Genomic DNA, 21,084 nt, shown 5'->3' with positions numbered 1-21,084 from the left:
ATGATAGGGGGTGATTTCAGAAAAGAGAAGATTGTTGTGGGATGGACGGCGCGGGGCCAACCGACGGAACCGCCTGCTGCAAGGCTTGCCATAGAGCATCGACCAGTTCAGGCGCCTGTGCGATATCCGGCGTATGTAAAAAAAGGTACGGCGTGGTGGTGTGCTCCCATTTCGCCAGCGTTTGCAGCCAGACGGCGAACATCTCCTCATTTTGCTGCATGTTATCGCTGCCGATAAACCGGACCATCGGGTTCTGTGCCGTTACGATCGCGTGGACGGGCACTTTCGGTTTTTTGCGCTGGGCATCAACAACGGCTTCGCTGTGCGGGATTGCGCTATGTACGGGGCGGCTGTCGAGGATCACGCGGTTGACCGATCGTTCATGCAGGCCGCGATTGAGCGCTTTCTCCACGTCGCCCTTGGCAAAGAATTCCGGATGCCTTACTTCTACGCCGTAGGTGAAGCCATGCGGCAGGGCGTCGAGAAACTGCCAGAGGGCAGGCAGGTCGCGCGGGCCAAACGTGGCGGGAAGCTGGAGCCAGTACTGGCCAATACGGTTGGCCAGAGGCGACATCCGGGTGAAAAACTCGTGGGTTAAATCATCGCAGTTGCGCAGCGCGGCGTTGTGGGAGATGGTCGCCGGGAATTTAAAGCAAAAGCGGAAGTCGTCGCTGGTTTGCTCGCGCCAGCGTTCGACGATCTCCGCGCGGGGCAGAGCGTACAGCGTGGTATTGCCCTCCACGCAGTTAAAGTGTCGGGCATACTCTTCAAGGCTGGTAATACCCAGGCGCACCCATTTCGGGTGCGACCACTGGGGCAGGCCCACGTACATCATAGCGCGCTGAGGATCTCATCCGTGCTGCGCACGCGACCGATACGCGGGAAGATATGGGTCATGCTGCCCTGGTGCTGATCCGCAGAGGCTGCGCTGCACGCATCTTCCGCGATCACCAGGTTAAAGCCCAGCTCCCAGGCGTTACGGGCGGTGGATTCCACACCGATGTTGGTGGAGATCCCGCACAGAATAATAGTGTCGATCCCGCGACGGCGCAGCTGGAGCTCCAGGTCGGTGCCGTAGAATGCGCCCCACTGGCGTTTGGTGACTTCTATATCGCTATCGCGTTTACCGAGCGAGACAGGATATGTCCACCAGTTGTCCGGCAGCGCCTGCGCCGGGGCCTTGGCATCAACCGGCTGTTTTAACGCTTCGGCGAAATCAGCGGACCAGCCGACGCGCACCATAACAACAGGCGAGCCGCTGGCGCGGCATTTTTCTGCCAGGCGCGCAGCGCGGCTGACCACATCGTCAGCGGTGTGCGGACCACCGGCAAAAGGCAGAATGCCTTCCTGTAAATCAATGACCACAAGGGCGGTTTTGGTGGCATCAAGTGTAAACATCGTCACTCCCGTCAAATGATTGCTTTTCTACACCTTACGACGTGATGGCCTGTTATCGGTCGGATAATTTTGTTAATTTTTGTGAGAATAGGCAATAAGAGTTCAGCAAACGCGCGTCAGGCCGTGCTTCGCTCTTATCGTGCGGCAGAATTTCCAGTATAATAGCCGCCTTTTTTCATCCAGTTGTGACATACAGAAAGCTGCGACATCGTAGCCTGCGAGACAGGCGACAATCAGCCTGCGGCTAATTAAGGGATATCTCATGCGTACAGAATATTGCGGGCAGCTGCGTCAGTCCCACGTCGGGCAGCAGGTCACCCTGTGTGGTTGGGTCAATCGTCGTCGCGATCTTGGTAGCCTTATCTTTATTGATATGCGTGACCGCGAAGGTATCGTTCAGGTGTTCTTCGATCCGGATCGCGCTGATGCGTTGAAGCTGGCTTCTGAGCTGCGCAATGAGTTCTGCATTCAGGTGACGGGCACCGTGCGTGCGCGTGACGAGAAAAACGTCAACGCCGACATGGCGACCGGCGCTATCGAAGTGCTGGCGTCCGATCTGACGATCATCAACCGCGCGGAAGCGTTGCCGCTGGACTCCAACCACGTCAACACCGAAGAAGCGCGTCTGAAATACCGCTACCTGGATCTGCGACGTCCGGAAATGGCTCAGCGCCTGAAAACCCGTGCGAAAATCACCAGCCTGGTGCGCCGTTTTATGGATGACCACGGTTTCCTTGATATCGAAACCCCGATGCTGACCAAAGCCACGCCGGAAGGCGCGCGCGACTACCTGGTGCCATCCCGCGTCCATAAAGGCAAATTCTACGCGCTGCCGCAGTCACCACAGCTTTTCAAACAGCTGCTGATGATGTCCGGCTTCGATCGCTACTATCAGATCGTGAAATGCTTCCGCGACGAAGACCTGCGCGCTGACCGTCAGCCAGAATTTACCCAGATCGATGTGGAAACCTCCTTCATGACCGCTGAGCAGGTGCGTGAGGTGATGGAAGCCCTGGTGCGTAGCCTGTGGAACGACGTGAAAGGCGTTGAGCTGGGCGATTTCCCTGTCATGACCTTCGCGGAAGCCGAGCGTCGCTACGGTTCTGACAAACCAGACCTGCGTAACCCGATGGAGCTGGTGGACGTGGCAGACCTGGTGAAAGCCGTTGAGTTCGCGGTCTTTGCTGGCCCGGCTAACGATCCGAAAGGCCGCGTGGCTGCCCTGCGCGTTCCGGGCGGTGCTGCCCTGAGCCGTAAGCAGATTGACGACTACGGCAACTTCATCAAGATCTACGGCGCGAAAGGTCTGGCCTATATTAAAGTAACCGAGCGTGCAAAAGGTCTGGAAGGCATCACCAGCCCGGTGGCGAAATTCCTGAATGCGGACATCGTGGAAGCGATCCTTGAGCGCACCGGCGCGCAGGACGGCGACATGATCTTCTTCGGCGCAGACAACAAGAAAGTGGTTGCGGATGCGATGGGCGCGCTGCGTCTGAAGCTTGGCAAAGACCTGAACCTGACCGACGAAAGCAAATGGGCGCCGCTGTGGGTAATCGACTTCCCGATGTTTGAAGACGACGGTGAAGGCGGCCTGACCGCGATGCACCACCCGTTCACCTCGCCAAAAGAGATGACGGCGGCAGAGCTGAAAGCGGCGCCGGAAGACGCGGTGGCAAACGCCTACGATATGGTCATCAACGGCTACGAAGTGGGCGGCGGTTCCGTGCGTATTCACAGCGGTGAAATGCAGCAGACCGTGTTCGGCATTCTGGGCATTAACGAGCAGGAGCAGCGCGAGAAGTTTGGCTTCCTGCTGGACGCCCTGAAGTACGGTACCCCTCCGCATGCGGGTCTGGCCTTCGGTCTTGACCGTCTGACCATGCTGCTGACCGGCACCGACAACATCCGTGATGTGATCGCCTTCCCGAAAACCACCGCAGCGGCGTGTCTGATGACTGAAGCGCCAAGCTTTGCCAACCCGGCCGCGCTGGCTGAGCTGGGTATTGAGGTGGTGAAGAAGGAAGAGAAAAACTGATATGGCATATAAGCGTCCCGTTTCGGTTCTGGTGGTCATTTATGCAGAAGACACGAAGCGGGTGCTGATGTTGCAGCGGCGCGACGATCCGGATTTCTGGCAGTCGGTTACCGGCAGCCTGGAAGAGGGGGAGACCGCGCCGCAGGCCGCCGCGCGTGAAGTAAAGGAAGAGGTCGCCATTGACGTTGCTCGCGAGCAACTGACCCTGAAGGACTGTCAGCGCACGGTGGAGTTTGAAATTTTTAGCCATTTACGTCATCGCTATGCACCGGGGATTGAGCGCAATACGGAATCGTGGTTCTGCCTTGCGCTTCCCCATGAGCGGGAGATCGTGTTCACGGAACACCTGACCTACCGCTGGGTGAATGCGGCGGATGCCGCCGCACTGACCAAGTCGTGGAGCAACCGGCAGGCGATTGAAGAATTTGTAATTAACGCTGCCTGAGAAGGCGCGATTTTTGGAGAACTTTTTATGGCAGGTCATAGTAAGTGGGCCAACACCAAACACCGCAAAGCGGCACAGGATGCCAAACGCGGTAAAATCTTTACCAAAATCATTCGTGAGCTGGTGACAGCGGCGCGTCTGGGCGGCGGCGATCCGGCCTCTAACCCACGTCTGCGCGCAGCGGTGGATAAAGCCCTGTCTAACAACATGACGCGTGACACCCTGAACCGTGCCATCGCACGTGGCGTGGGCGGTGATGAAGACGCGAACATGGAAACCATCATTTATGAAGGTTACGGTCCTGGCGGTACGGCGGTGATGGTTGAGTGTCTGTCCGACAACCGTAATCGTACCGTTGCGGAAGTGCGTCACGCGTTCACCAAAACCGGCGGCAACCTGGGCACTGACGGTTCTGTAGCGTACCTGTTCAGCAAAAAAGGCGTCATCTCCTTCGAGAAAGGCGACGAAGATGCGATCATGGAAGCGGCGCTGGAAGCCGGTGCGGAAGACGTGGTGAACTATGACGACGGTGCTATTGATGTTTACACCGCATGGGAAGAGATGGGTGCCGTGCGCGATGCGCTGGAAGCGGCTGGCCTGAAGGCGGATAACGCTGAAGTCTCCATGATCCCGTCTACCAAAGCGGACATGGATGCGGAAACCGCACCGAAACTGCTGCGTCTGATCGACATGCTCGAAGACTGCGACGACGTGCAGGAAGTGTATCACAACGGTGAAATCTCTGATGAGGTTGCAGCGACTCTCTGATGAGAGCCTGTAAACCGTTTACGGGAGACGCGTGATGTCGATTATTCTCGGGATTGACCCCGGCTCACGCGTCACCGGCTATGGCGTTATCCGTCAGGTGGGACGCCAGCTAACCTACCTCGGCAGCGGCTGTATTCGCACCAAAGTGGACGATCTGCCATCGCGCCTGAAGCTCATCTATGCGGGCGTGTCGGAGATCATCACCCAGTTTCAGCCGGACTATTTCGCCATCGAGCAGGTCTTTATGGCGAAGAACGCTGACTCGGCGTTAAAGCTCGGTCAGGCGCGCGGCGTGGCGATTGTTGCCGCCGTGAACCAGGATCTGCCGGTGTTTGAGTACGCGGCCCGTCAGGTTAAGCAGACGGTGGTGGGCATTGGTAGCGCGGAAAAAAGCCAGGTGCAGCACATGGTGCGTACCCTGCTGAAGCTCCCTGCGAACCCGCAGGCTGACGCCGCCGATGCGCTGGCCATTGCGATTACCCACTGTCACGTCAGCCAGAATGCGATGCAAATGAGCGAGTCGCGGCTCAATCTGGCGCGAGGCAGGTTACGATAATGACAAATCAGGCTGGATGTTTATCCAGCCTTTTTTTATTATGTCGGCAGTTAATTTCTTCCAGAACGCAGGAGCGTCACGTGATAGGCAGACTCAGAGGCATCATCATTGAAAAACAACCCCCGTTAGTACTGCTGGAAGTGGGTGGCGTGGGCTATGAAGTCCATATGCCAATGACCTGCTTCTATGAGCTGCCGGAGGCGGGCAAAGAGGCGGTTGTCTTTACCCAGTTTGTGGTGCGTGAAGACGCTCAGCTGCTGTACGGCTTCAATAACAAACAGGAACGCACCCTGTTCCGCGAATTGATTAAAACCAACGGCGTCGGGCCGAAGCTGGCCCTGGCGATTCTGTCCGGTATGTCAGCGCCACAGTTTGTGAACGCCGTTGAGCGTGAAGATCCAGCTGCGTTAATTAAACTTCCGGGCATCGGGAAGAAAACCGCCGAGCGTTTGATTGTCGAGATGAAGGACCGCTTCAAAGGTCTGCATGGCGATCTGTTCACGCCGGCAGCCGATCTGGTGCTGACTTCCCCGGGCGCGCCTGCATCTGATGATGATGCCGAGCAGGAAGCGGTTGCCGCGCTGGTGGCGCTGGGCTATAAACCTCAGGAGGCCAGCCGGATGGTGAGCAAAATTGCTAAACCGGATGCCAGCAGTGAAACCCTGATTCGTGAAGCGCTGCGCGCTGCATTGTGAGGTAAAGGATGATTGAAGCAGACCGCCTGGTATCGGCAGGCACTATTCAGCCAGATGACGTGGTGGATCGCGCGATCCGTCCCAAACTGCTGGATGAGTACATCGGCCAGCCGCAGGTTCGTTCTCAGATGGAGATTTTCATCCAGGCGGCAAAGCTGCGCGGCGATGCGCTCGATCACCTGCTGATTTTTGGTCCGCCGGGGTTAGGTAAAACCACCCTGGCGAATATCGTCGCAAATGAAATGGGCGTTAACCTGCGTACCACCTCCGGCCCGGTACTGGAGAAAGCAGGGGACCTGGCGGCGATGCTGACCAACCTCGAACCGCATGACGTGCTGTTTATCGATGAGATCCACCGTCTTTCACCGGTGGTGGAGGAAGTGCTCTATCCGGCAATGGAGGATTACCAACTGGATATCATGATCGGTGAAGGTCCGGCCGCGCGCTCGATCAAAATCGATCTGCCACCGTTTACCCTGATTGGCGCCACGACCCGCGCCGGCTCGCTGACCTCACCGCTACGCGACCGTTTTGGTATCGTGCAGCGTCTGGAGTTTTATCAGGTGCCCGACCTTCAGCATATTGTGGGGCGCAGCGCGCGCTACATGGGGCTGGATATGAGCGAAGAGGGGGCGTTTGAAGTGGCGAAGCGCTCCCGCGGTACGCCGCGTATCGCCAACCGCCTGCTGCGCCGGGTGCGTGACTTTGCCGAGGTGAAGCACGACGGTACTATATCGGCCGAGATCGCCGCCCAGGCGCTGGATATGCTGAATGTCGATGCCGAAGGTTTTGACTACATGGACCGTAAGCTGCTGCTGGCGGTGCTGGATAAGTTCTTTGGCGGGCCGGTAGGACTGGATAACCTGGCGGCGGCAATTGGCGAAGAGCGTGAGACTATCGAGGACGTGCTGGAGCCGTATCTGATCCAGCAGGGCTTCTTACAGCGTACCCCACGTGGTCGTATGGCGACGGTGCGGGCGTGGAATCATTTCGGTATTACGCCGCCCGCGATGCCGTAAGCAGCGATAAATGGTAGCCCCGGTAAGCGAAGCGCCACCGGGGACATGCTGACTACTGCGCGGTCTTTTTCATCATACTGAAAATAAACAACACCGCCGCGCACAGTACCACCGACGGCCCCGCTGGCGTGTCATAAAACGCCGAGAAAGTTAACCCGCCCGTGACCGCGATCATTCCGATAATCACCGCGATACCGGCCATTTGCTCCGGCGTACGCGCAAAACGGCGCGCCGTGGCGGCAGGGATTATCAGCAGCGACGTGATGATCAGCGCGCCGACAAACTTCATCGCCACGCCGATGGTTAACGCCGTCACCAGCATCAATAGCAGCTTCACGCGCTGAAGCTTCACGCCGTCGACAAAGGCCAGATCCGGGCTGACGGTCATAGCCAGTAAATTTCGCCACTGCCACAGCAGGATCCCGAGCACCACTGCCACGCCAATGGCAATAGAAATCAGATCTTCGGGCGTGACGGCCAGCAGATCGCCGAACAGATAGGCCATCAGGTCCACGCGGATGTTTGACATCAGGCTCACCACCACCAGGCCCAGCGACAGGGCGCTGTGCGCCATAATGCCGAGCAGGGTATCAATTGCCAGATGAGGACGTTTTTCCAGCCAGACCAGACCGGCAGCCAGCAGCAGCGTGACGACAATCACCGCATAAAACGGGTTCACGTCCAGTAACAAACCAAACGCCACACCCAGCAATGAAGCATGGGCCAGCGTATCGCCGAAATAGGACATTCTGCGCCAGACGACAAACGAGCCGAGTGGACCCGCGGCGCAGGCAAGCATAATCCCGGCCAGCCAGCCGGGCAGTAACAGTTCAATCATGAGTGTCCATTTCCCCGACGCAGGACGATTCGTCCCTGTAAATCATGGCGGTGATTGTGATTATGACGATAGATGCCCAGCTGCTCGGCGCCACGATGGCCAAACATAGAGATAAATTCCGGATGCATTGACACCACTTCCGGCGTGCCGGAACAACAAATGTGATGGTTCAGGCACAGCACTTCGTCGGTTTTGGCCATCACCAGATGCAGATCATGGGACACCATCAGCACCGCGCAGTTTAGCTCCCGACGGAGCTGGTCAATCAGATCGTACAGCGCAACCTGACCGTTGACGTCAACACCCTGCGTCGGCTCGTCCAGGACCAGCAGCTGAGGGCTGCTGAGCAGGGCGCGGGCAAGTAATACGCGCTGGGTTTCACCGCCCGACAGCTTTTGCAAGGGTGCCTCAACAAGATGTCCCGCCTGAACGCGTTTAAGCGCCGGGAGGATATCCGCTTTACGCGTACCGGGACGGAGGCGCAGGAAGCGGCTCACCGTCAGGGGCAGGGTGGCATCGAGGTGTAATTTTTGCGGCACATAGCCGATACGCAACTTGTCTTGGCGGACGATAACACCTGCGTCAGGGGCTACCAGGCCTAATACGACGCGTACCAGCGTCGACTTGCCTGCACCGTTAGGGCCGAGCAGCGTGAGTATTTTGCCGGGCTTCAGATTCAGCGACACGTCAGAAAGGACGCGGCGCTGGCCGAATGAGACCGAAACATTTTCAAGAGAAACTAAAGTCGTCATGTCAATTTAAGCTTGCAGAAGTCATCGAATGTTATAATATCACATTCCACGCATTCATTACGATGATTAGTCGCATTATGTTACAGAAAAATACGCTTCTTTTCGCAGCTTTATCCGCTGCTCTTTGGGGTACAACAGCACAAGATGTTAACGCCGCCGTTGTCGCTTCGCTTAAACCGCTTGGATTTATCGCCTCTGCCATCGCGGATGGGGTCACTGAGACCCAGGTTCTGCTGCCTGATGGTGCTTCCGAGCATGATTATTCCCTGCGTCCATCTGATGTAAAACGCTTACAGAACGCGGACTTAGTGGTCTGGATTGGTCCTGAGATGGAAGCGTTCATGCAGAAGTCAGCCAGTCAGCTTCCCGCTGAGAAACAGGTGACGATTGCCGGGCTGTCCGGCGTGAAACCGTTACTCATGAAAGGAGCTGAGGACGAGGGTGACGACCACGACCACGACCATGCTCACGGTGAAAAAGGTGACGACCATCACCATCACGGCGAATACAACATGCATCTCTGGCTCTCCCCAGAGATAGCGCGGCTTACAGCGGTTGCAATCCACGACAAATTAGTGGAACTTATGCCGCAAAGTCGAATCAAACTCGACGCCAACCTGAAGGATTTTGAGGCTCAATTAGCTGCAACCGACAAACAGGTGGGTAACGAGCTCGCACCGCTTAAAGGAAAAGGGTACTTCGTTTTTCATGATGCCTACGGGTATTACGAGAAACATTACGGTCTGACCCCGCTGGGGCATTTTACCGTCAACCCTGAAATTCAGCCTGGTGCGCAGCGTTTACATGAAATCAGAACACAGTTGGTTGAGCAAAAAGCGACATGCGTTTTTGCTGAGCCACAGTTCAGGCCAGCGGTCGTAGAAGCCGTGGCCAGGGGAACATCCGTGCGCATGGGAACCCTTGACCCGCTAGGTACGAACATCCAGTTGAGCAAAGCGAGCTATTCGCAGTTCCTCAGCCAACTGGCGAATCAGTATGCGAGCTGCCTGAAAGGAGATTAACGAGGAAGTGAATACGTGCAACAGATAGCCCGCTCTGTCGCCCTGGCATTTAACAATCTGCCTCGACCCCACCGCGTTATGCTGGGGTCGCTTACAGTTCTCACATTAGCGGTCGCCGTCTGGCGGCCCTATGTTTACCACCCGAGTTCCGCCCCAATCATTAAAACCATCGAACTGGAGAAGAGCGAGATCCGCTCTCTGCTTCCTGAGGCCAGCGAGCCTATCGATCAGGCCGCTCAGGAAGATGAAGCGATTCCCCAGGATGAGCTGGATGACAAGATCCAGAATGAAGCCGGCATTCATGAATATGTTGTTTCTACTGGCGATACGCTGAGCAGCGTCCTGAACCAGTACGGTATCGACATGGGCAACATCAGCCAGCTCGCCGCATCCGATAAAGAGCTGCGTAACCTGAAAATTGGCCAGCAGCTTTCCTGGACCCTAACGCCCGACGGCGATCTGCAACGTCTGACCTGGGAGATGTCCCGTCGCGAAACCCGCACCTACGATCGCACTGCAAACGGTTTCAAAATGACCAGCGAATTGCAGCAGGGCGACTGGGTTAACAGCGTCATGAAAGGAACCGTCGGCGGCAGCTTTGTTTCCAGCGCACGCGATGCCGGCCTGACCAGCGCTGAAATCAGCTCGGTGATCAAAGCCATGCAGTGGCAGATGGATTTCCGCAAACTGAAAAAAGGCGATCAGTTCTCTGTCCTGATGTCCCGCGAAATGCTGGACGGTAAGCGCGAGCAGAGCCAGCTGGTGGGCGTTCGTCTGCGTTCAGACGGCAAAGACTACTACGCTATTCGCGCGGAAGACGGTAAGTTCTATGACCGCAGCGGTACGGGTCTGGCAAAAGGCTTCCTGCGTTTCCCAACGGCGAAACAGTTCCGCGTCTCCTCCAACTTTAACCCGCGTCGTCTGAACCCGGTAACTGGCCGCGTAGCGCCGCACCGTGGCGTTGACTTCGCCATGCCGCAGGGCACGCCAGTGCTGGCGGTAGGGGATGGTGAAGTGGTCATGGCGAAACGCAGCGGTGCTGCTGGCTACTACGTTGCTATTCGTCACGGTCGTACGTACACCACCCGCTACATGCACCTGCGTAAACTGCTGGTCAAACCGGGCCAGAAAGTGAAACGTGGCGATCGCATCGCGTTGTCCGGTAACACCGGCCGGTCGACGGGTCCGCACCTGCACTACGAAGTGTGGATCAACCAGCAGGCGGTTAACCCGCTGACGGCAAAACTGCCGCGCACCGAAGGGCTGACCGGCAAAGATCGCAAAGATTACCTGGCGCAGGTGAAAGAGGTGATGCCGCAGCTGCGCTTCGACTAAGCTCTCCTGATTTAAAAAGCCGGCGTCAGTATGCGCCGGCTTTTTCTTTTGTGCGCGGGCGGCAGCCTCGCTACACTATCCGAATATATTTTTGCGTCACCAGACCCTGGAACCCGCATGGAAACCAAAAAAAACAATATTGAGTACATTCCCGAGTTTGAAAAATCTTTCCGCCACCCGCGTAACTGGGGCGCCTGGCTTGGCGTATACGCGTTTGCTGGCATGGCGTTGCTACCTGCTTCCCTCCGCGATCCGGTGCTCGGCAAAGTGGGGCGCCTGGCAGGGCGCTTAGGTAAAAGCGCACGCCGCCGCGCGCAAATAAATCTGTTGTACTGTTTTCCGGATAAAAGCGACGCCGAACGCGAAGCAATCATTGATGACATGTATACCACCGCGCCCCAGGCCATGGCGATGATGGCGGAACTGGCGCTGAAAGGGCCGGAGAAGATCGTCGAACGCGTTGACTGGAAAGGGCTGGAGATCATCGACGAGATGCGTCGCAATGATGAAAAGGTGATTTTCCTGGTGCCGCACGGCTGGGGGGTAGACATTCCGGCGATGTTAATGGCGTCGCAGGGCCAGAAAATGGCGGCGATGTTCCATAATCAGGGAAACAAAATCTACGACTTCGTCTGGAATACCGTGCGCCGTCGCTTTGGCGGGCGTTTGCACGCCCGAAACGATGGCATTAAGCCTTTCATTCAGTCGGTACGTCAGGGTTACTGGGGCTACTATCTGCCCGATCAGGACCACGGCCCGGAACACAGCGAGTTTGTCGATTTCTTCGCAACCTATAAAGCCACGCTACCCGCGATTGGTCGCCTGATGAAAGTCTGCCGCGCCCGCGTGATCCCACTGTTCCCGGTTTATGACGGTAAAACGCATCGCCTGAGCATTGAGGTACGTCCGCCGATGGACGATCTGCTGACCGCAGACGATCACACCATCGCACGTCGCATGAATGAAGAGGTGGAGGTGCTGGTGGGGCCGCATAAGGAGCAATATACGTGGATCCTGAAGTTGCTCAAAACGCGTAAACCTGGTGAAACAGAGCCGTACAAGCGTAAAGAGCTTTTCCCGAAGAAATAGGAAACCTTCACCCCTCTCCCCTTAGGGGAGAGGGGATCGGAGCTTACTCTACGGTCAGTACGCGGGTGGTATTGGTTGAGCCGATGGTGCTCATCACGTCACCCTGCGTCACGATAACGATATCACCGGATACCAGATAACCTTTGTCGCGCAGCAGGTTCACGGCATCGTGCGCGGCGGCCACGCCGTCGTTGGTGCTGTCGAAGTATACTGGCGTCACGCCGCGATACAGCGCCGTCAGGTTCAGCGTACGCTCGTGACGGGACATGGCGAAGATCGGCAGACCGGAGCTGATACGGGACGTCATTAGCGCGGTACGGCCAGATTCGGTCATGGTGATGATCGCCGTGACCCCTTTCAGGTGGTTGGCTGCGTACATCGCAGACATCGCAATCGCTTCTTCCACGTTGTCGAACTGAATGTCCAGGCGGTGTTTAGAGACGTTAATGCTTGGGATCTTCTCTGCACCCAGGCACACGCGCGCCATGGCGGCCACGGTTTCTGCCGGATACTGACCTGCCGCGGTTTCCGCTGACAGCATCACCGCATCGGTACCATCCAGCACGGCGTTCGCCACGTCCATGACTTCCGCACGGGTTGGCATTGGGTTGGTGATCATGGATTCCATCATCTGGGTGGCGGTGATCACCGCGCGGTTCAGCTGACGCGCGCGACGGATCAGCGCTTTCTGGATACCGACCAGTTCAGGGTCGCCAATTTCCACGCCCAGGTCACCACGGGCAACCATCACCACGTCAGACGCCAGGATCACGTCGTCCATCGCGTCCTGATCGCAGACCGCTTCAGCGCGTTCCACTTTCGCAACGATTTTCGCATCGCAGCCTGCATCGCGCGCCAGGCGGCGAGCATAGTTCAGATCTTCGCCGCAGCGCGGGAAGGAGACAGCCAGGTAATCCACGCCGATCTGCGCTGCGGTCACGATATCCGCTTTGTCTTTATCGGTCAGCGCTTCGGCAGACAGGCCACCGCCGAGTTTGTTGATGCCTTTGTTGTTGGAGAGCGGGCCGCCGACGGTCACTTCGGTGAATACCTTCATACCCTGAACTTCCAGCACTTTCAGCTGTACGCGTCCGTCGTCCAGCAGCAGGATGTCGCCAGGCACAACGTCAGCAGGCAGACCTTTGTAGTCGATACCCACTTTTTCCTTATCGCCTTCGCCTTTGCTCAGGTTGGCATCCAGCAGGAATTTATCGCCGATGTTGAGGAAGACTTTGCCTTCTTTAAAGGTCGATACGCGGATTTTTGGACCTTGCAGGTCACCGAGGATAGCAACATGGCGGCCCAGTTTAGCTGCGATTTCACGCACTTTGTCGGCACGTAATTTATGGTCTTCTGGCGTACCGTGAGAGAAGTTCATGCGCACCACGTTGGCACCCGCGGCGATAATCTTTTCGAGGTTATTATCGCGGTCGGTGGCCGGGCCTAAGGTGGTGACGATCTTGGTTCTGCGAAGCCTTCTGGACATGTAATACTCCGTTGACTGAAACAACTTTGGTGTTGCGTGAACATAGAATCGGCCTTCATCTATCGCAAGGCAGTAGCGAGGGGACCGAATGCCGTAAATCGTACATCGTAGTTATTAGGGAACATCGCTCTTTATAAGCAATTCTTTATCAAAACGCGATTCTTTCAGGGCTTCCTTGACCCGCTTCAAGTTATCCCGGAATTTTGCGCCCCGGCGTAAGGTAAAACCGGTCGCCAGCACGTCGATGACCGTCAACTGCGCCAGGCGGGAGACCATCGGCATGTACATGTCGGTGTCCTCCGGTACGTCCAGGGTAATAGCGAGCGTCGCTTCCCTGGCCAGCGGCGTACCTGCCGTCGTCAGGGCGATGACCATCGCATCGTTGTCACGCGCGAGCTGCGCCAGCTCCACCTGGCTCTTGGTGCGGCCCGTATGGGAGATGAGTACCACGACATCATCTTCACTACAATTCATACAGCTCATGCGTTGCAGCACAATGTCATCGGAGTAAATCACCGGCACGTTAAAGCGAAAGAACTTATTCATGGCGTCATGCGCCACGGCGGCGGACGAGCCAAGGCCAAAGAAGGCAATCCGTTTGGCCTGCGTGAGAAGATCGACCGCGCGATTCACTGAACTCATGTCCAGAGACTGGCGAACGTGGTCGAGCGTGGCCATAGCCGATTCAAATATTTTTGCGGTGTAAGCATCAACGCTGTCGTCTTCATCTACATTGCGATTAACATACGGGGTGCCGTTTGCCAGACTTTGGGCCAGATGCAGTTTAAAATCAGGAAAGCCGCGCGTGTCCAGACTACGACAGAATCGATTGACCGTCGGTTCGCTGACGCCCGATTCCTGTGCCAGAGCGGCGATGCTTGAATGAATCGCCTGAGCGGGCGCGGCGAGAATAACTTCAGCCACTTTGCGCTCGGATTTGCTAAGGTGTTCCAGTTGAAACTGGATTTTTTCCAGCATGTTCATTGTTAACAAGACGCTCATGAGGGCATAAACGATTTCATAAAGAGATGAAATCTTGATTCGATTTAGCCGATATTACCCCCGGGACTCCCGAAAGGGTAATCGTCGACAAGAAATGTTGTTGTTTTTTTTCATTACTTGATCGACGTCGGGTTTTGCTCTGACCCTGTTGCGCAAAGAATCGACGTTTGTTGCGTCATCAGACGGGCGTTATGGCCCGGGTGACGAAAAATTACCGTATCGCACGCGACGTTAAGCGCTAATGGTTTCAGGAAACGCGTAAAAGCAGTACAGTGCATTGTAATAAAATTACAACGATACCTGGCAGAGTACCAGGCGATCTAACTGAGGAGAATGACATGGCGGTAACGCAAACAGCCCAGGCATGTGACCTGGTCATTTTCGGCGCGAAAGGCGATCTTGCACGCCGAAAATTGCTGCCTTCCCTGTATCAGCTCGAAAAAGCGGGCCAGATCCATCCCGACACCCGAATCCTTGGGGTAGGACGCGCAGACTGGGATAAGGAGGCTTATACCAAAGTCGTGCGCGAGGCGCTCGAAACGTTCATGAAAGAGAAAATCGATGAAAGCCTTTGGGATAAGCTGAGCGGGCGTCTCGATTTCTGCAACCTGGACGTCAACGATGTAGGCGCCTTTACCCGTCTGGGTGAAATGCTTGACCAGGAAAATCGTGTCACAATTAACTATTTCGCCATGCCGCCAAGCACCTTCGGCGCCATCTGCAAAGGTCTGGGCGAGGCGAAGCTGAACGCCAAACCGGCGCGCGTGGTGATGGAGAAACCGCTGGGTACGTCGCTGGCGACCTCGCGTGAAATCAACGACCAGGTGGGCGAGTTCTTTGAGGAGTGTCAGGTTTACCGTATTGACCACTATCTGGGCAAAGAGACGGTACTGAACCTGCTGGCGCTGCGTTTTGCCAACTCCCTGTTTGTGAACAACTGGGACAACCGCACTATCGACCACGTGGAAATTACCGTGGCGGAAGAGGTGGGCATCGAAGGCCGTTGGGGCTACTTCGACCAGGCCGGCCAGATGCGGGACATGATCCAGAACCACCTGCTGCAAATTCTGTGCATGATTGCCATGTCTCCACCGTCAGATCTGACGGCCGACAGCATTCGTGACGCCAAAGTGAAAGTTCTGAAATCACTGCGCCGTATTGACCGCTCCAACGTGCGCGAGAAAACCGTGCGCGGCCAGTACACCGCAGGTTTTGCCCAGGGGAAAAAAGTTCCTGGCTATCTGGAAGAAGAGGGCGCGAACAAGTCCAGCAACACCGAGACGTTTGTGGCGATCCGCGTGGATATCGACGACTGGCGCTGGGCCGGTGTGCCGTTCTACCTGCGTACCGGTAAACGTCTGCCGGCAAAATGCTCCGAAGTGGTGGTCTACTTCAAGAATCCGGAACTGAACCTGTTCAAAGAATCCTGGCAGGAACTGCCGCAGAACAAACTGACCATCCGTCTGCAACCGGACGAGGGTGTGGATATTCAGATCCTCAACAAAGTGCCAGGCCTTGATCACAAACACAACCTGCAAACTACCAAGCTGGACCTGAGCTACTCTGAAACCTTCAACCAGACGCATCTCGCCGATGCTTACGAGCGTCTGCTGCTGGAAACCATGCGTGGTATCCAGGCGCTGTTCGTCCGCCGCGATGAAGTGGAAGAGGCGTGGAAGTGGGTCGACTCCATCACTGAAGCGTGGGCAGCCGATCAGGACGCGCCAAAACCGTATCAGGCGGGAACCTGGGGACCTGTCGCCTCCGTTGCGATGATCACCCGTGATGGCCGCTCCTGGAACGAGTTTGAATAACCACCTTCTCTAGCCCAAAGGTGTTATTTTACCGGTAACATGATCTAACACAGCAAGTGGCATAATTTTTATCTTTTAAGCTCCGCGTGGATTCACCCGCGGAGCTTTTTTTATTACACTCCCTTCAGACATTTTGCCCCTGTGCTCCGGATATCAGGCGTTTCAGCGTTGTTAACAACCGTCAGAAACTGTGTAAACTCCCGAGCCTGGACAGATAAATTAGAGGAGCTTTTATGAATCCGACATTGTTACGCGTAACACAACGCATCGTTGAACGCTCGAAAGAGACCCGTGCTGCCTACCTTGCCCGCATCGAACAGGCGAAGAGTGAAACTGTCCATCGCTCTCAGCTGGCCTGCGGGAATCTGGCCCACGGCTTTGCGGCCTGCCAGCCTGGTGATAAAGACGCGCTGAAAAGCATGTTGCGTAACAATATCGCCATCATTACCTCCTATAACGACATGCTTTCAGCCCACCAGCCGTATGAGGCCTACCCGGCTATCATCCGCAATGCGCTGCACAGCGTGAACGCGGTGGGCCAGGTTGCAGGCGGCGTGCCGGCCATGTGTGATGGCGTAACCCAGGGCCAGGACGGTATGGAGCTGTCCTTGCTGAGCCGCGAAGTGATCGCCATGTCGGCGGCAGTGGGCCTCTCTCACAACATGTTTGATGGCGCGCTCTATCTGGGCGTGTGCGACAAAATCGTCCCGGGGCTGGTGATGGCCGCGCTGTCGTTTGGCCATCTGCCAGCGATTTTTGTGCCGTCAGGCCCGATGGCTAGCGGTCTGCCAAACAAGGAAAAAGTCCGTATCCGCCAGCTGTATGCCGAAGGAAAAGCGGACCGTCAGGCACTGCTGGAAGCGGAAGCCGCGTCCTATCATGCGCCGGGCACCTGTACGTTCTACGGTACGGCCAACACCAACCAGATGGTGGTGGAGTTTATGGGTATGCAGCTGCCGGGCTCGTCGTTCATCCAGCCGGATGCGCCACTGCGTAAAGCGCTGACCGAAGCCGCAGCCCGTCAGGTGACGCGCCTGACCGGTAACGGCAACAAGTGGATGCCAATGGGCAAAATGGTGGATGAAAAAGTCATCGTAAACGGGATTGTCGCCCTGCTGGCGACCGGCGGTTCAACCAACCATACCATGCACCTTGTCGCGATGGCGCGCGCGGCGGGCATTCTGATCAACTGGGATGACTTCTCCGATATCTCCTCCGTGGTACCGCTGATGGCGCGTCTGTACCCGAACGGTCCGGCGGACATCAACCACTTCCAGGCCGCGGGCGGCGTGCCGGTGCTGATGCGCGAGCTGCTGAAAGGCGGCCTGCTGCATGAGGATGTCAACACGGTGGCGGGCTTTGGCCTGCATCGCTATACCCTTGAACCCTGGCTGAACAACGGTGAGCTGGACTGGCGCGAAGGGGCGGGCGACTCGCTCGATCCTCAGGTTATCGCAACCTTCGAACAGCCGTTCTCTCCTCACGGCGGCACCAAAGTGCTGAGCGGTAACCTTGGACGTGCCGTGATGAAAACCTCTGCCGTGCCGGAAGAGAATCAGGTTATCGAAGCCCCGGCGGTGGTGTTTGAAAGCCAGCACGACGTTTTACCTGCCTTTGACGCGGGTCTGCTTGATAAAGACTGTGTGGTCGTGGTGCGTCATCAGGGACCAAAAGCGAACGGGATGCCAGAATTACATAAACTTATGCCGCCGCTTGGTGTATTATTGGACCGCCGTTTCAAAATCGCACTGGTAACCGATGGACGCCTTTCAGGGGCATCCGGTAAAGTGCCTTCAGCGATTCATGTCACCCCGGAAGCCTACGACGGCGGCTTGCTGGCGAAAGTGCGTGATGGTGACATGATCCGCGTTAACGGTCAGACAGGCGAGTTAACCCTGCTGGTGGATGAAGCAGAGCTGGCGGCGCGTCAGCCACATATTCCTGACCTGAGCGCATCGCGCGTGGGTACCGGACGCGAAATGTTTGGTGCGTTGCGTGAGAAACTCTCCGGTGCGGAGCAGGGCGCAACCTGTATTATGTTTTAAGACGACTTGATTTTAACGATCTGGCGAGAGAAAACTCTGATGAAAAACTGGAAAACAAGTGCAGAAGCAATCCTGACCACTGGCCCTGTCGTGCCGGTTATTGTGGTAAACAAACTGGAGCACGCTGTCCCAATGGCGAAGGCACTGGTTGCGGGTGGCGTTCGCGTTCTGGAAGTGACCCTGCGTACCGCCTGTGCGATGGATGCGATCCGCGCTATCGCCAAAGAAGTGCCGGAAGCGATCATTGGTGCCGGTACGGTTCTGAATGCGCAGCAACTGGCGGAAGTGACCGAAGCGGGCGCACAGTTTGCCATCAGCCCGGGGCTGACTGAGCCGCTGCTGAAAGCCGCAACCGAAGGTTCTATTCCGCTGATCCCGGGTATCAGCACCGTTTCTGAACTGATGCTGGGCATGGACTACGGCCTGAAAGAGTTCAAATTCTTCCCGGCTGAAGCGAACGGCGGCACCAAAGCGTTGCAGGCCATTGCGGGCCCATTCTCCCAGGTGCGTTTCTGCCCAACGGGCGGCATCTCTCCGGCCAACTACCGTGACTATCTGGCGCTGAAAAGCGTGCTGTGCATCGGCGGCTCCTGGCTGGTTCCGGCGGATGCGCTGGAAGCAGGCGACTGGGATCGCATCACTAAACTGGCTCGCGAAGCGGTAGAAGGCGCGAAACAGTAAGTTTGTTTGCCGGGTGTCGGCTGCGCCTAACCCGGCCAGCCAGACAGTTAAAACGGGCCTTTCGGCCCGTTTTTTTATCCTGCTACGCTGACGTTCGCAGCCGCTCTTTTTGCTCTCGCGACGGCTTCGTCCACATTTTCCCCGGTCGCTAATGCCACGCCCAGACGACGGCTTCCGTCGATCTCCGGTTTGCCGAACAGCCGGACCTGCAAGCCTGCGCCAACCGCACCTTCGACGTTATCAAAGGTGACATTCTGGCTGGTCAGCTGCGGCAGGATCACCGCCGAGGCTGCCGGGCCGTACTGACGGATGCCGCCAACCGGCAGGCCGAGGAAAGCGCGTACGTGCAGCGCGAACTCGGAGAGATCCTGTGAAATCAGCGTAACCATCCCGGTATCGTGCGGACGAGGGGAGACTTCGCTGAAGATCACCTCGTCGCCGCAAACAAACAACTCCACGCCGAACAGGCCGTAGCCGCCCAGCGCCAGCACCGTCTTGCGGGCGATCTCCTGTGCGCGTGCCAGCGCCAGCGCGCTCATCTGCTGCGGCTGCCAGGATTCGCGATAATCGCCGTCTTCCTGGCGATGACCAATCGGGTCGCAGAAATAAACGCCATCCACGGCGCTGACGGTGAGCAGGGTAATTTCAAAATCAAACTTCACCACGCCTTCCACGATGACGCGCCCGGCCCCGGCACGGCCACCCTGCTGGGCATAGTCCCAGGCGTTGTCCAGCGTGCTGCTGTCGCGGATAAAGCTCTGCCCTTTGCCGGAGGAGCTCATTACCGGCTTAATGATGCACGGGTAGCCAATCTCCTCTACGGCCTGGAGAAACGCAGCTTTATCTCCGGCAAAACGGTAGCTGGAGGTCGGGAGCTGTAATTCTTCTGCCGCCAGGCGACGAATGCCTTCCCGGTTCATGGTCAGTTTTGCCGCAGTGGCGCAGGGCACCACGCGCTGGCCTTCCTGTTCAAGGGCAACCAGCATCTCAGTGGCAATGGCCTCAATTTCAGGTACTACGAAATCCGGTTTTTCGTCGGCAATTAACCCCCGCAGCGCATTACCGTCAAGCATATCGATGACGTGCGAGCGATGCGCGACGTGCATGGCGGGCGCATTCGCGTAACGGTCCACCGCAATCACTTCCACACCCAAACGCTGGCATTCAATGGCCACTTCTTTACCCAGTTCACCCGATCCCAACAGCATGACGCGCGTCGCGGCGGGACGCAGCGCGGTTCCTAAACGAGTCATAAAAATCCCCCTGAAAAAGATGCGGGCAGTATAAACGAAAACGTTTGCGTCTGTCTTGTATGGGGATAACCGGACAGGGGGGAAATTTGCGCTTCTTTAGCACTGACAGACATTTCCTGACACCCGCTCGCTTAGGCTGTGAAGGTTACGCACTGTTACGTGAGGAAAAATATGTCAGGCTGGATGAATCAACTGCAATCCCTGTTGGGACAAAAAGGCTCGTCGTCGGGCGAGCAGGGTCTGAGCAAGCTGCTGGTGCCGGGTGCGCTCGGCGGGCTGGCCGGTTTGCTGGTTGCCAATAAATCATCGCGGAAACTGCTTACCAAATACGGTACCGGCGCGCTGCTGGCGGGCGGAGGGGCTATTGCAGGCTCCGTCTTATGGAACAAATACAAAGACAAGGTGCGCAGCGCGCATCAGGACGAACCGCAGTACGGGAAGCAGGTATCGCCGTTAGATTTACGCACCGAGCGGTTGATCCTCGCCCTGGTCTTTGCGGCCAAGAGCGACGGGCATATTGATGCCAGTGAACGTGCCGCAATTGAACAGCAGATGCGGGAAGCGGGCGTTGAGGAGCAGGGCAGGGCGCTGGTGGCGCAGGCCATCGAACAGCCGCTTGACCCGCAGCGTCTGGCGCAAAGCGTGAAAAACGAAGAAGAGGCGCTGGAACTCTATTTTCTGAGCTGTGCCGCCATCGATATCGATCACTTTATGGAGCGCAGCTACCTGAACGCCCTGGGCGATGCGCTGAAGATCCCACAGGACGTTCGTGAGGGAATTGAGCAGGATATTCAGCAGCAGAAGCAGACCCTCGTGGGCTAGAAGGCCATGTTTCGCTTGCATCATACGCG

General features: G+C 56.8%; 20 protein-coding genes. 13 read left to right on the top strand and 7 right to left on the bottom strand.

Annotated features, from left to right (window positions below):
• Positions 1-16: 16 nt before the first annotated feature.
• Entirely contained in the window at positions 17-835 is an 819-nt protein-coding gene (locus tag ACQG1Y_RS13930; protein WP_032671658.1) for a DUF72 domain-containing protein, read from the bottom strand.
• Positions 832-1,398, bottom strand: a complete 567-nt coding sequence (locus tag ACQG1Y_RS13925; protein WP_015570278.1) for a hydrolase — start codon at positions 1,396-1,398, stop codon at positions 832-834. Before ACQG1Y_RS13925 ends, ACQG1Y_RS13930 begins: the two co-directional genes overlap by 4 nt.
• A 262-nt stretch (positions 1,399-1,660) precedes the next feature.
• Here ACQG1Y_RS13925 and aspS point away from each other — a divergent pair, with 262 nt between their 5' ends.
• The 6 genes from aspS (at position 1,661) to ruvB (ending at position 6,916) form a co-directional block, all read left to right on the top strand.
• Entirely contained in the window at positions 1,661-3,433 is a 1,773-nt protein-coding gene (aspS, locus tag ACQG1Y_RS13920; RefSeq protein ID WP_017384352.1) for an aspartate--tRNA ligase, read from the top strand.
• Between the two features lies 1 nt (position 3,434).
• Positions 3,435-3,878 (top strand): dihydroneopterin triphosphate diphosphatase, encoded by a 444-nt coding sequence (nudB, locus tag ACQG1Y_RS13915; protein ID WP_006811037.1) that lies wholly within the window; start codon positions 3,435-3,437, stop codon positions 3,876-3,878.
• Between the two features lie 27 nt (positions 3,879-3,905).
• On the top strand, positions 3,906-4,646 hold the full coding sequence (locus tag ACQG1Y_RS13910) for a YebC/PmpR family DNA-binding transcriptional regulator (protein ID WP_058688590.1): 741 nt from the start codon (positions 3,906-3,908) through the stop codon (positions 4,644-4,646).
• Between the two features lie 34 nt (positions 4,647-4,680).
• Entirely contained in the window at positions 4,681-5,202 is a 522-nt protein-coding gene (ruvC, locus tag ACQG1Y_RS13905) for a crossover junction endodeoxyribonuclease RuvC (RefSeq protein WP_003859749.1), read from the top strand.
• Positions 5,203-5,282: 80 nt separating this feature from the next.
• The gene (gene ruvA / locus ACQG1Y_RS13900; RefSeq protein WP_003859751.1) at positions 5,283-5,897 is read left to right on the top strand and encodes a Holliday junction branch migration protein RuvA; all 615 of its coding nucleotides are present in this window, start codon (positions 5,283-5,285) and stop codon (positions 5,895-5,897) included.
• A gap of 8 nt (positions 5,898-5,905) precedes the next feature.
• Positions 5,906-6,916 carry a Holliday junction branch migration DNA helicase RuvB gene (ruvB, locus tag ACQG1Y_RS13895; RefSeq protein ID WP_003859753.1) on the top strand — a complete coding sequence of 337 codons (1,011 nt, stop codon included), beginning with the start codon at positions 5,906-5,908 and terminating at the stop codon, positions 6,914-6,916.
• 52 nt (positions 6,917-6,968) lie between these two features.
• Here the strand turns inward: ruvB and znuB are convergent, their stop codons facing one another.
• Both znuB and znuC read right to left on the bottom strand, forming a co-directional pair.
• Positions 6,969-7,754: a zinc ABC transporter permease subunit ZnuB gene (gene znuB / locus ACQG1Y_RS13890; RefSeq protein WP_015570280.1), complete on the bottom strand. Its 786-nt coding sequence runs from the start codon at positions 7,752-7,754 to the stop codon at positions 6,969-6,971.
• Positions 7,751-8,506, bottom strand: a complete 756-nt coding sequence (znuC, locus tag ACQG1Y_RS13885) for a zinc ABC transporter ATP-binding protein ZnuC (RefSeq protein ID WP_017384350.1) — start codon at positions 8,504-8,506, stop codon at positions 7,751-7,753. Before znuC ends, znuB begins: the two co-directional genes overlap by 4 nt.
• A gap of 77 nt (positions 8,507-8,583) precedes the next feature.
• Here znuC and znuA point away from each other — a divergent pair, with 77 nt between their 5' ends.
• From znuA to lpxM, 3 genes are all read left to right on the top strand, one after another.
• Positions 8,584-9,528, top strand: a complete 945-nt coding sequence (gene znuA / locus ACQG1Y_RS13880; RefSeq protein WP_058707350.1) for a zinc ABC transporter substrate-binding protein ZnuA — start codon at positions 8,584-8,586, stop codon at positions 9,526-9,528.
• A gap of 15 nt (positions 9,529-9,543) precedes the next feature.
• Positions 9,544-10,863, top strand: a complete 1,320-nt coding sequence (gene mepM / locus ACQG1Y_RS13875; RefSeq protein ID WP_003859762.1) for a murein DD-endopeptidase MepM — start codon at positions 9,544-9,546, stop codon at positions 10,861-10,863.
• Between the two features lie 117 nt (positions 10,864-10,980).
• Positions 10,981-11,952 carry a lauroyl-Kdo(2)-lipid IV(A) myristoyltransferase gene (gene lpxM / locus ACQG1Y_RS13870; protein ID WP_015570283.1) on the top strand — a complete coding sequence of 324 codons (972 nt, stop codon included), beginning with the start codon at positions 10,981-10,983 and terminating at the stop codon, positions 11,950-11,952.
• Between the two features lie 43 nt (positions 11,953-11,995).
• Here lpxM and pyk read toward each other — a convergent pair whose 3' ends face one another.
• Positions 11,996-13,438, bottom strand: a complete 1,443-nt coding sequence (pyk, locus tag ACQG1Y_RS13865) for a pyruvate kinase (RefSeq protein ID WP_003859767.1) — start codon at positions 13,436-13,438, stop codon at positions 11,996-11,998.
• A 114-nt stretch (positions 13,439-13,552) separates the two neighbouring features.
• On the bottom strand, positions 13,553-14,422 hold the full coding sequence (locus ACQG1Y_RS13860; protein WP_003859769.1) for a MurR/RpiR family transcriptional regulator: 870 nt from the start codon (positions 14,420-14,422) through the stop codon (positions 13,553-13,555).
• 356 nt (positions 14,423-14,778) lie between these two features.
• On the opposite strand from ACQG1Y_RS13860, the gene zwf reads away from it, so the two are divergent.
• The 3 genes from zwf (at position 14,779) to kdgA (ending at position 18,980) form a co-directional block, all read left to right on the top strand.
• Positions 14,779-16,254 (top strand): glucose-6-phosphate dehydrogenase, encoded by a 1,476-nt coding sequence (gene zwf / locus ACQG1Y_RS13855; protein ID WP_003859771.1) that lies wholly within the window; start codon positions 14,779-14,781, stop codon positions 16,252-16,254.
• 233 nt (positions 16,255-16,487) lie between these two features.
• Positions 16,488-18,299, top strand: a complete 1,812-nt coding sequence (edd, locus tag ACQG1Y_RS13850) for a phosphogluconate dehydratase (protein ID WP_368740605.1) — start codon at positions 16,488-16,490, stop codon at positions 18,297-18,299.
• A 39-nt stretch (positions 18,300-18,338) separates the two neighbouring features.
• Entirely contained in the window at positions 18,339-18,980 is a 642-nt protein-coding gene (kdgA, locus tag ACQG1Y_RS13845) for a bifunctional 4-hydroxy-2-oxoglutarate aldolase/2-dehydro-3-deoxy-phosphogluconate aldolase (protein WP_003859774.1), read from the top strand.
• A 74-nt stretch (positions 18,981-19,054) separates the two neighbouring features.
• Here the strand turns inward: kdgA and purT are convergent, their stop codons facing one another.
• Complete coding sequence (purT, locus tag ACQG1Y_RS13840) at positions 19,055-20,233, bottom strand: formate-dependent phosphoribosylglycinamide formyltransferase (RefSeq protein ID WP_047637107.1); 1,179 nt, start codon at positions 20,231-20,233, stop codon at positions 19,055-19,057.
• 171 nt (positions 20,234-20,404) lie between these two features.
• Here purT and ACQG1Y_RS13835 point away from each other — a divergent pair, with 171 nt between their 5' ends.
• Positions 20,405-21,055, top strand: coding sequence for a tellurite resistance TerB family protein (locus ACQG1Y_RS13835; RefSeq protein WP_015570286.1), 651 nt, complete (start codon positions 20,405-20,407; stop codon positions 21,053-21,055).
• The last annotated feature ends 29 nt before the right edge of the window (positions 21,056-21,084 follow it).

This window comes from Enterobacter cloacae complex sp. 397G4, from assembly GCF_050031515.1.
Classification (GTDB): domain Bacteria; phylum Pseudomonadota; class Gammaproteobacteria; order Enterobacterales; family Enterobacteriaceae; genus Enterobacter; species Enterobacter hormaechei_C.
Note: the sequence above shows the minus strand (reverse complement) of the source record. Positions and strands in the feature narration are given on the sequence as shown.

Coding starts and splice junctions, on each gene's coding strand:
- ACQG1Y_RS13930 (WP_032671658.1), bottom strand. CDS start 835: ATGATGTACGTGGGCCTGCCCCAGTGGTCGCACCCGAAATGGGTGCGC.
- ACQG1Y_RS13925 (WP_015570278.1), bottom strand. CDS start 1,398: ATGTTTACACTTGATGCCACCAAAACCGCCCTTGTGGTCATTGATTTA.
- aspS (WP_017384352.1), top strand. CDS start 1,661: ATGCGTACAGAATATTGCGGGCAGCTGCGTCAGTCCCACGTCGGGCAG.
- nudB (WP_006811037.1), top strand. CDS start 3,435: ATGGCATATAAGCGTCCCGTTTCGGTTCTGGTGGTCATTTATGCAGAA.
- ACQG1Y_RS13910 (WP_058688590.1), top strand. CDS start 3,906: ATGGCAGGTCATAGTAAGTGGGCCAACACCAAACACCGCAAAGCGGCA.
- ruvC (WP_003859749.1), top strand. CDS start 4,681: ATGTCGATTATTCTCGGGATTGACCCCGGCTCACGCGTCACCGGCTAT.
- ruvB (WP_003859753.1), top strand. CDS start 5,906: ATGATTGAAGCAGACCGCCTGGTATCGGCAGGCACTATTCAGCCAGAT.
- znuB (WP_015570280.1), bottom strand. CDS start 7,754: ATGATTGAACTGTTACTGCCCGGCTGGCTGGCCGGGATTATGCTTGCC.
- znuC (WP_017384350.1), bottom strand. CDS start 8,506: ATGACGACTTTAGTTTCTCTTGAAAATGTTTCGGTCTCATTCGGCCAG.
- znuA (WP_058707350.1), top strand. CDS start 8,584: ATGTTACAGAAAAATACGCTTCTTTTCGCAGCTTTATCCGCTGCTCTT.
- lpxM (WP_015570283.1), top strand. CDS start 10,981: ATGGAAACCAAAAAAAACAATATTGAGTACATTCCCGAGTTTGAAAAA.
- pyk (WP_003859767.1), bottom strand. CDS start 13,438: ATGTCCAGAAGGCTTCGCAGAACCAAGATCGTCACCACCTTAGGCCCG.
- ACQG1Y_RS13860 (WP_003859769.1), bottom strand. CDS start 14,422: ATGAACATGCTGGAAAAAATCCAGTTTCAACTGGAACACCTTAGCAAA.
- zwf (WP_003859771.1), top strand. CDS start 14,779: ATGGCGGTAACGCAAACAGCCCAGGCATGTGACCTGGTCATTTTCGGC.
- edd (WP_368740605.1), top strand. CDS start 16,488: ATGAATCCGACATTGTTACGCGTAACACAACGCATCGTTGAACGCTCG.
- kdgA (WP_003859774.1), top strand. CDS start 18,339: ATGAAAAACTGGAAAACAAGTGCAGAAGCAATCCTGACCACTGGCCCT.
- purT (WP_047637107.1), bottom strand. CDS start 20,233: ATGACTCGTTTAGGAACCGCGCTGCGTCCCGCCGCGACGCGCGTCATG.
- ACQG1Y_RS13835 (WP_015570286.1), top strand. CDS start 20,405: ATGTCAGGCTGGATGAATCAACTGCAATCCCTGTTGGGACAAAAAGGC.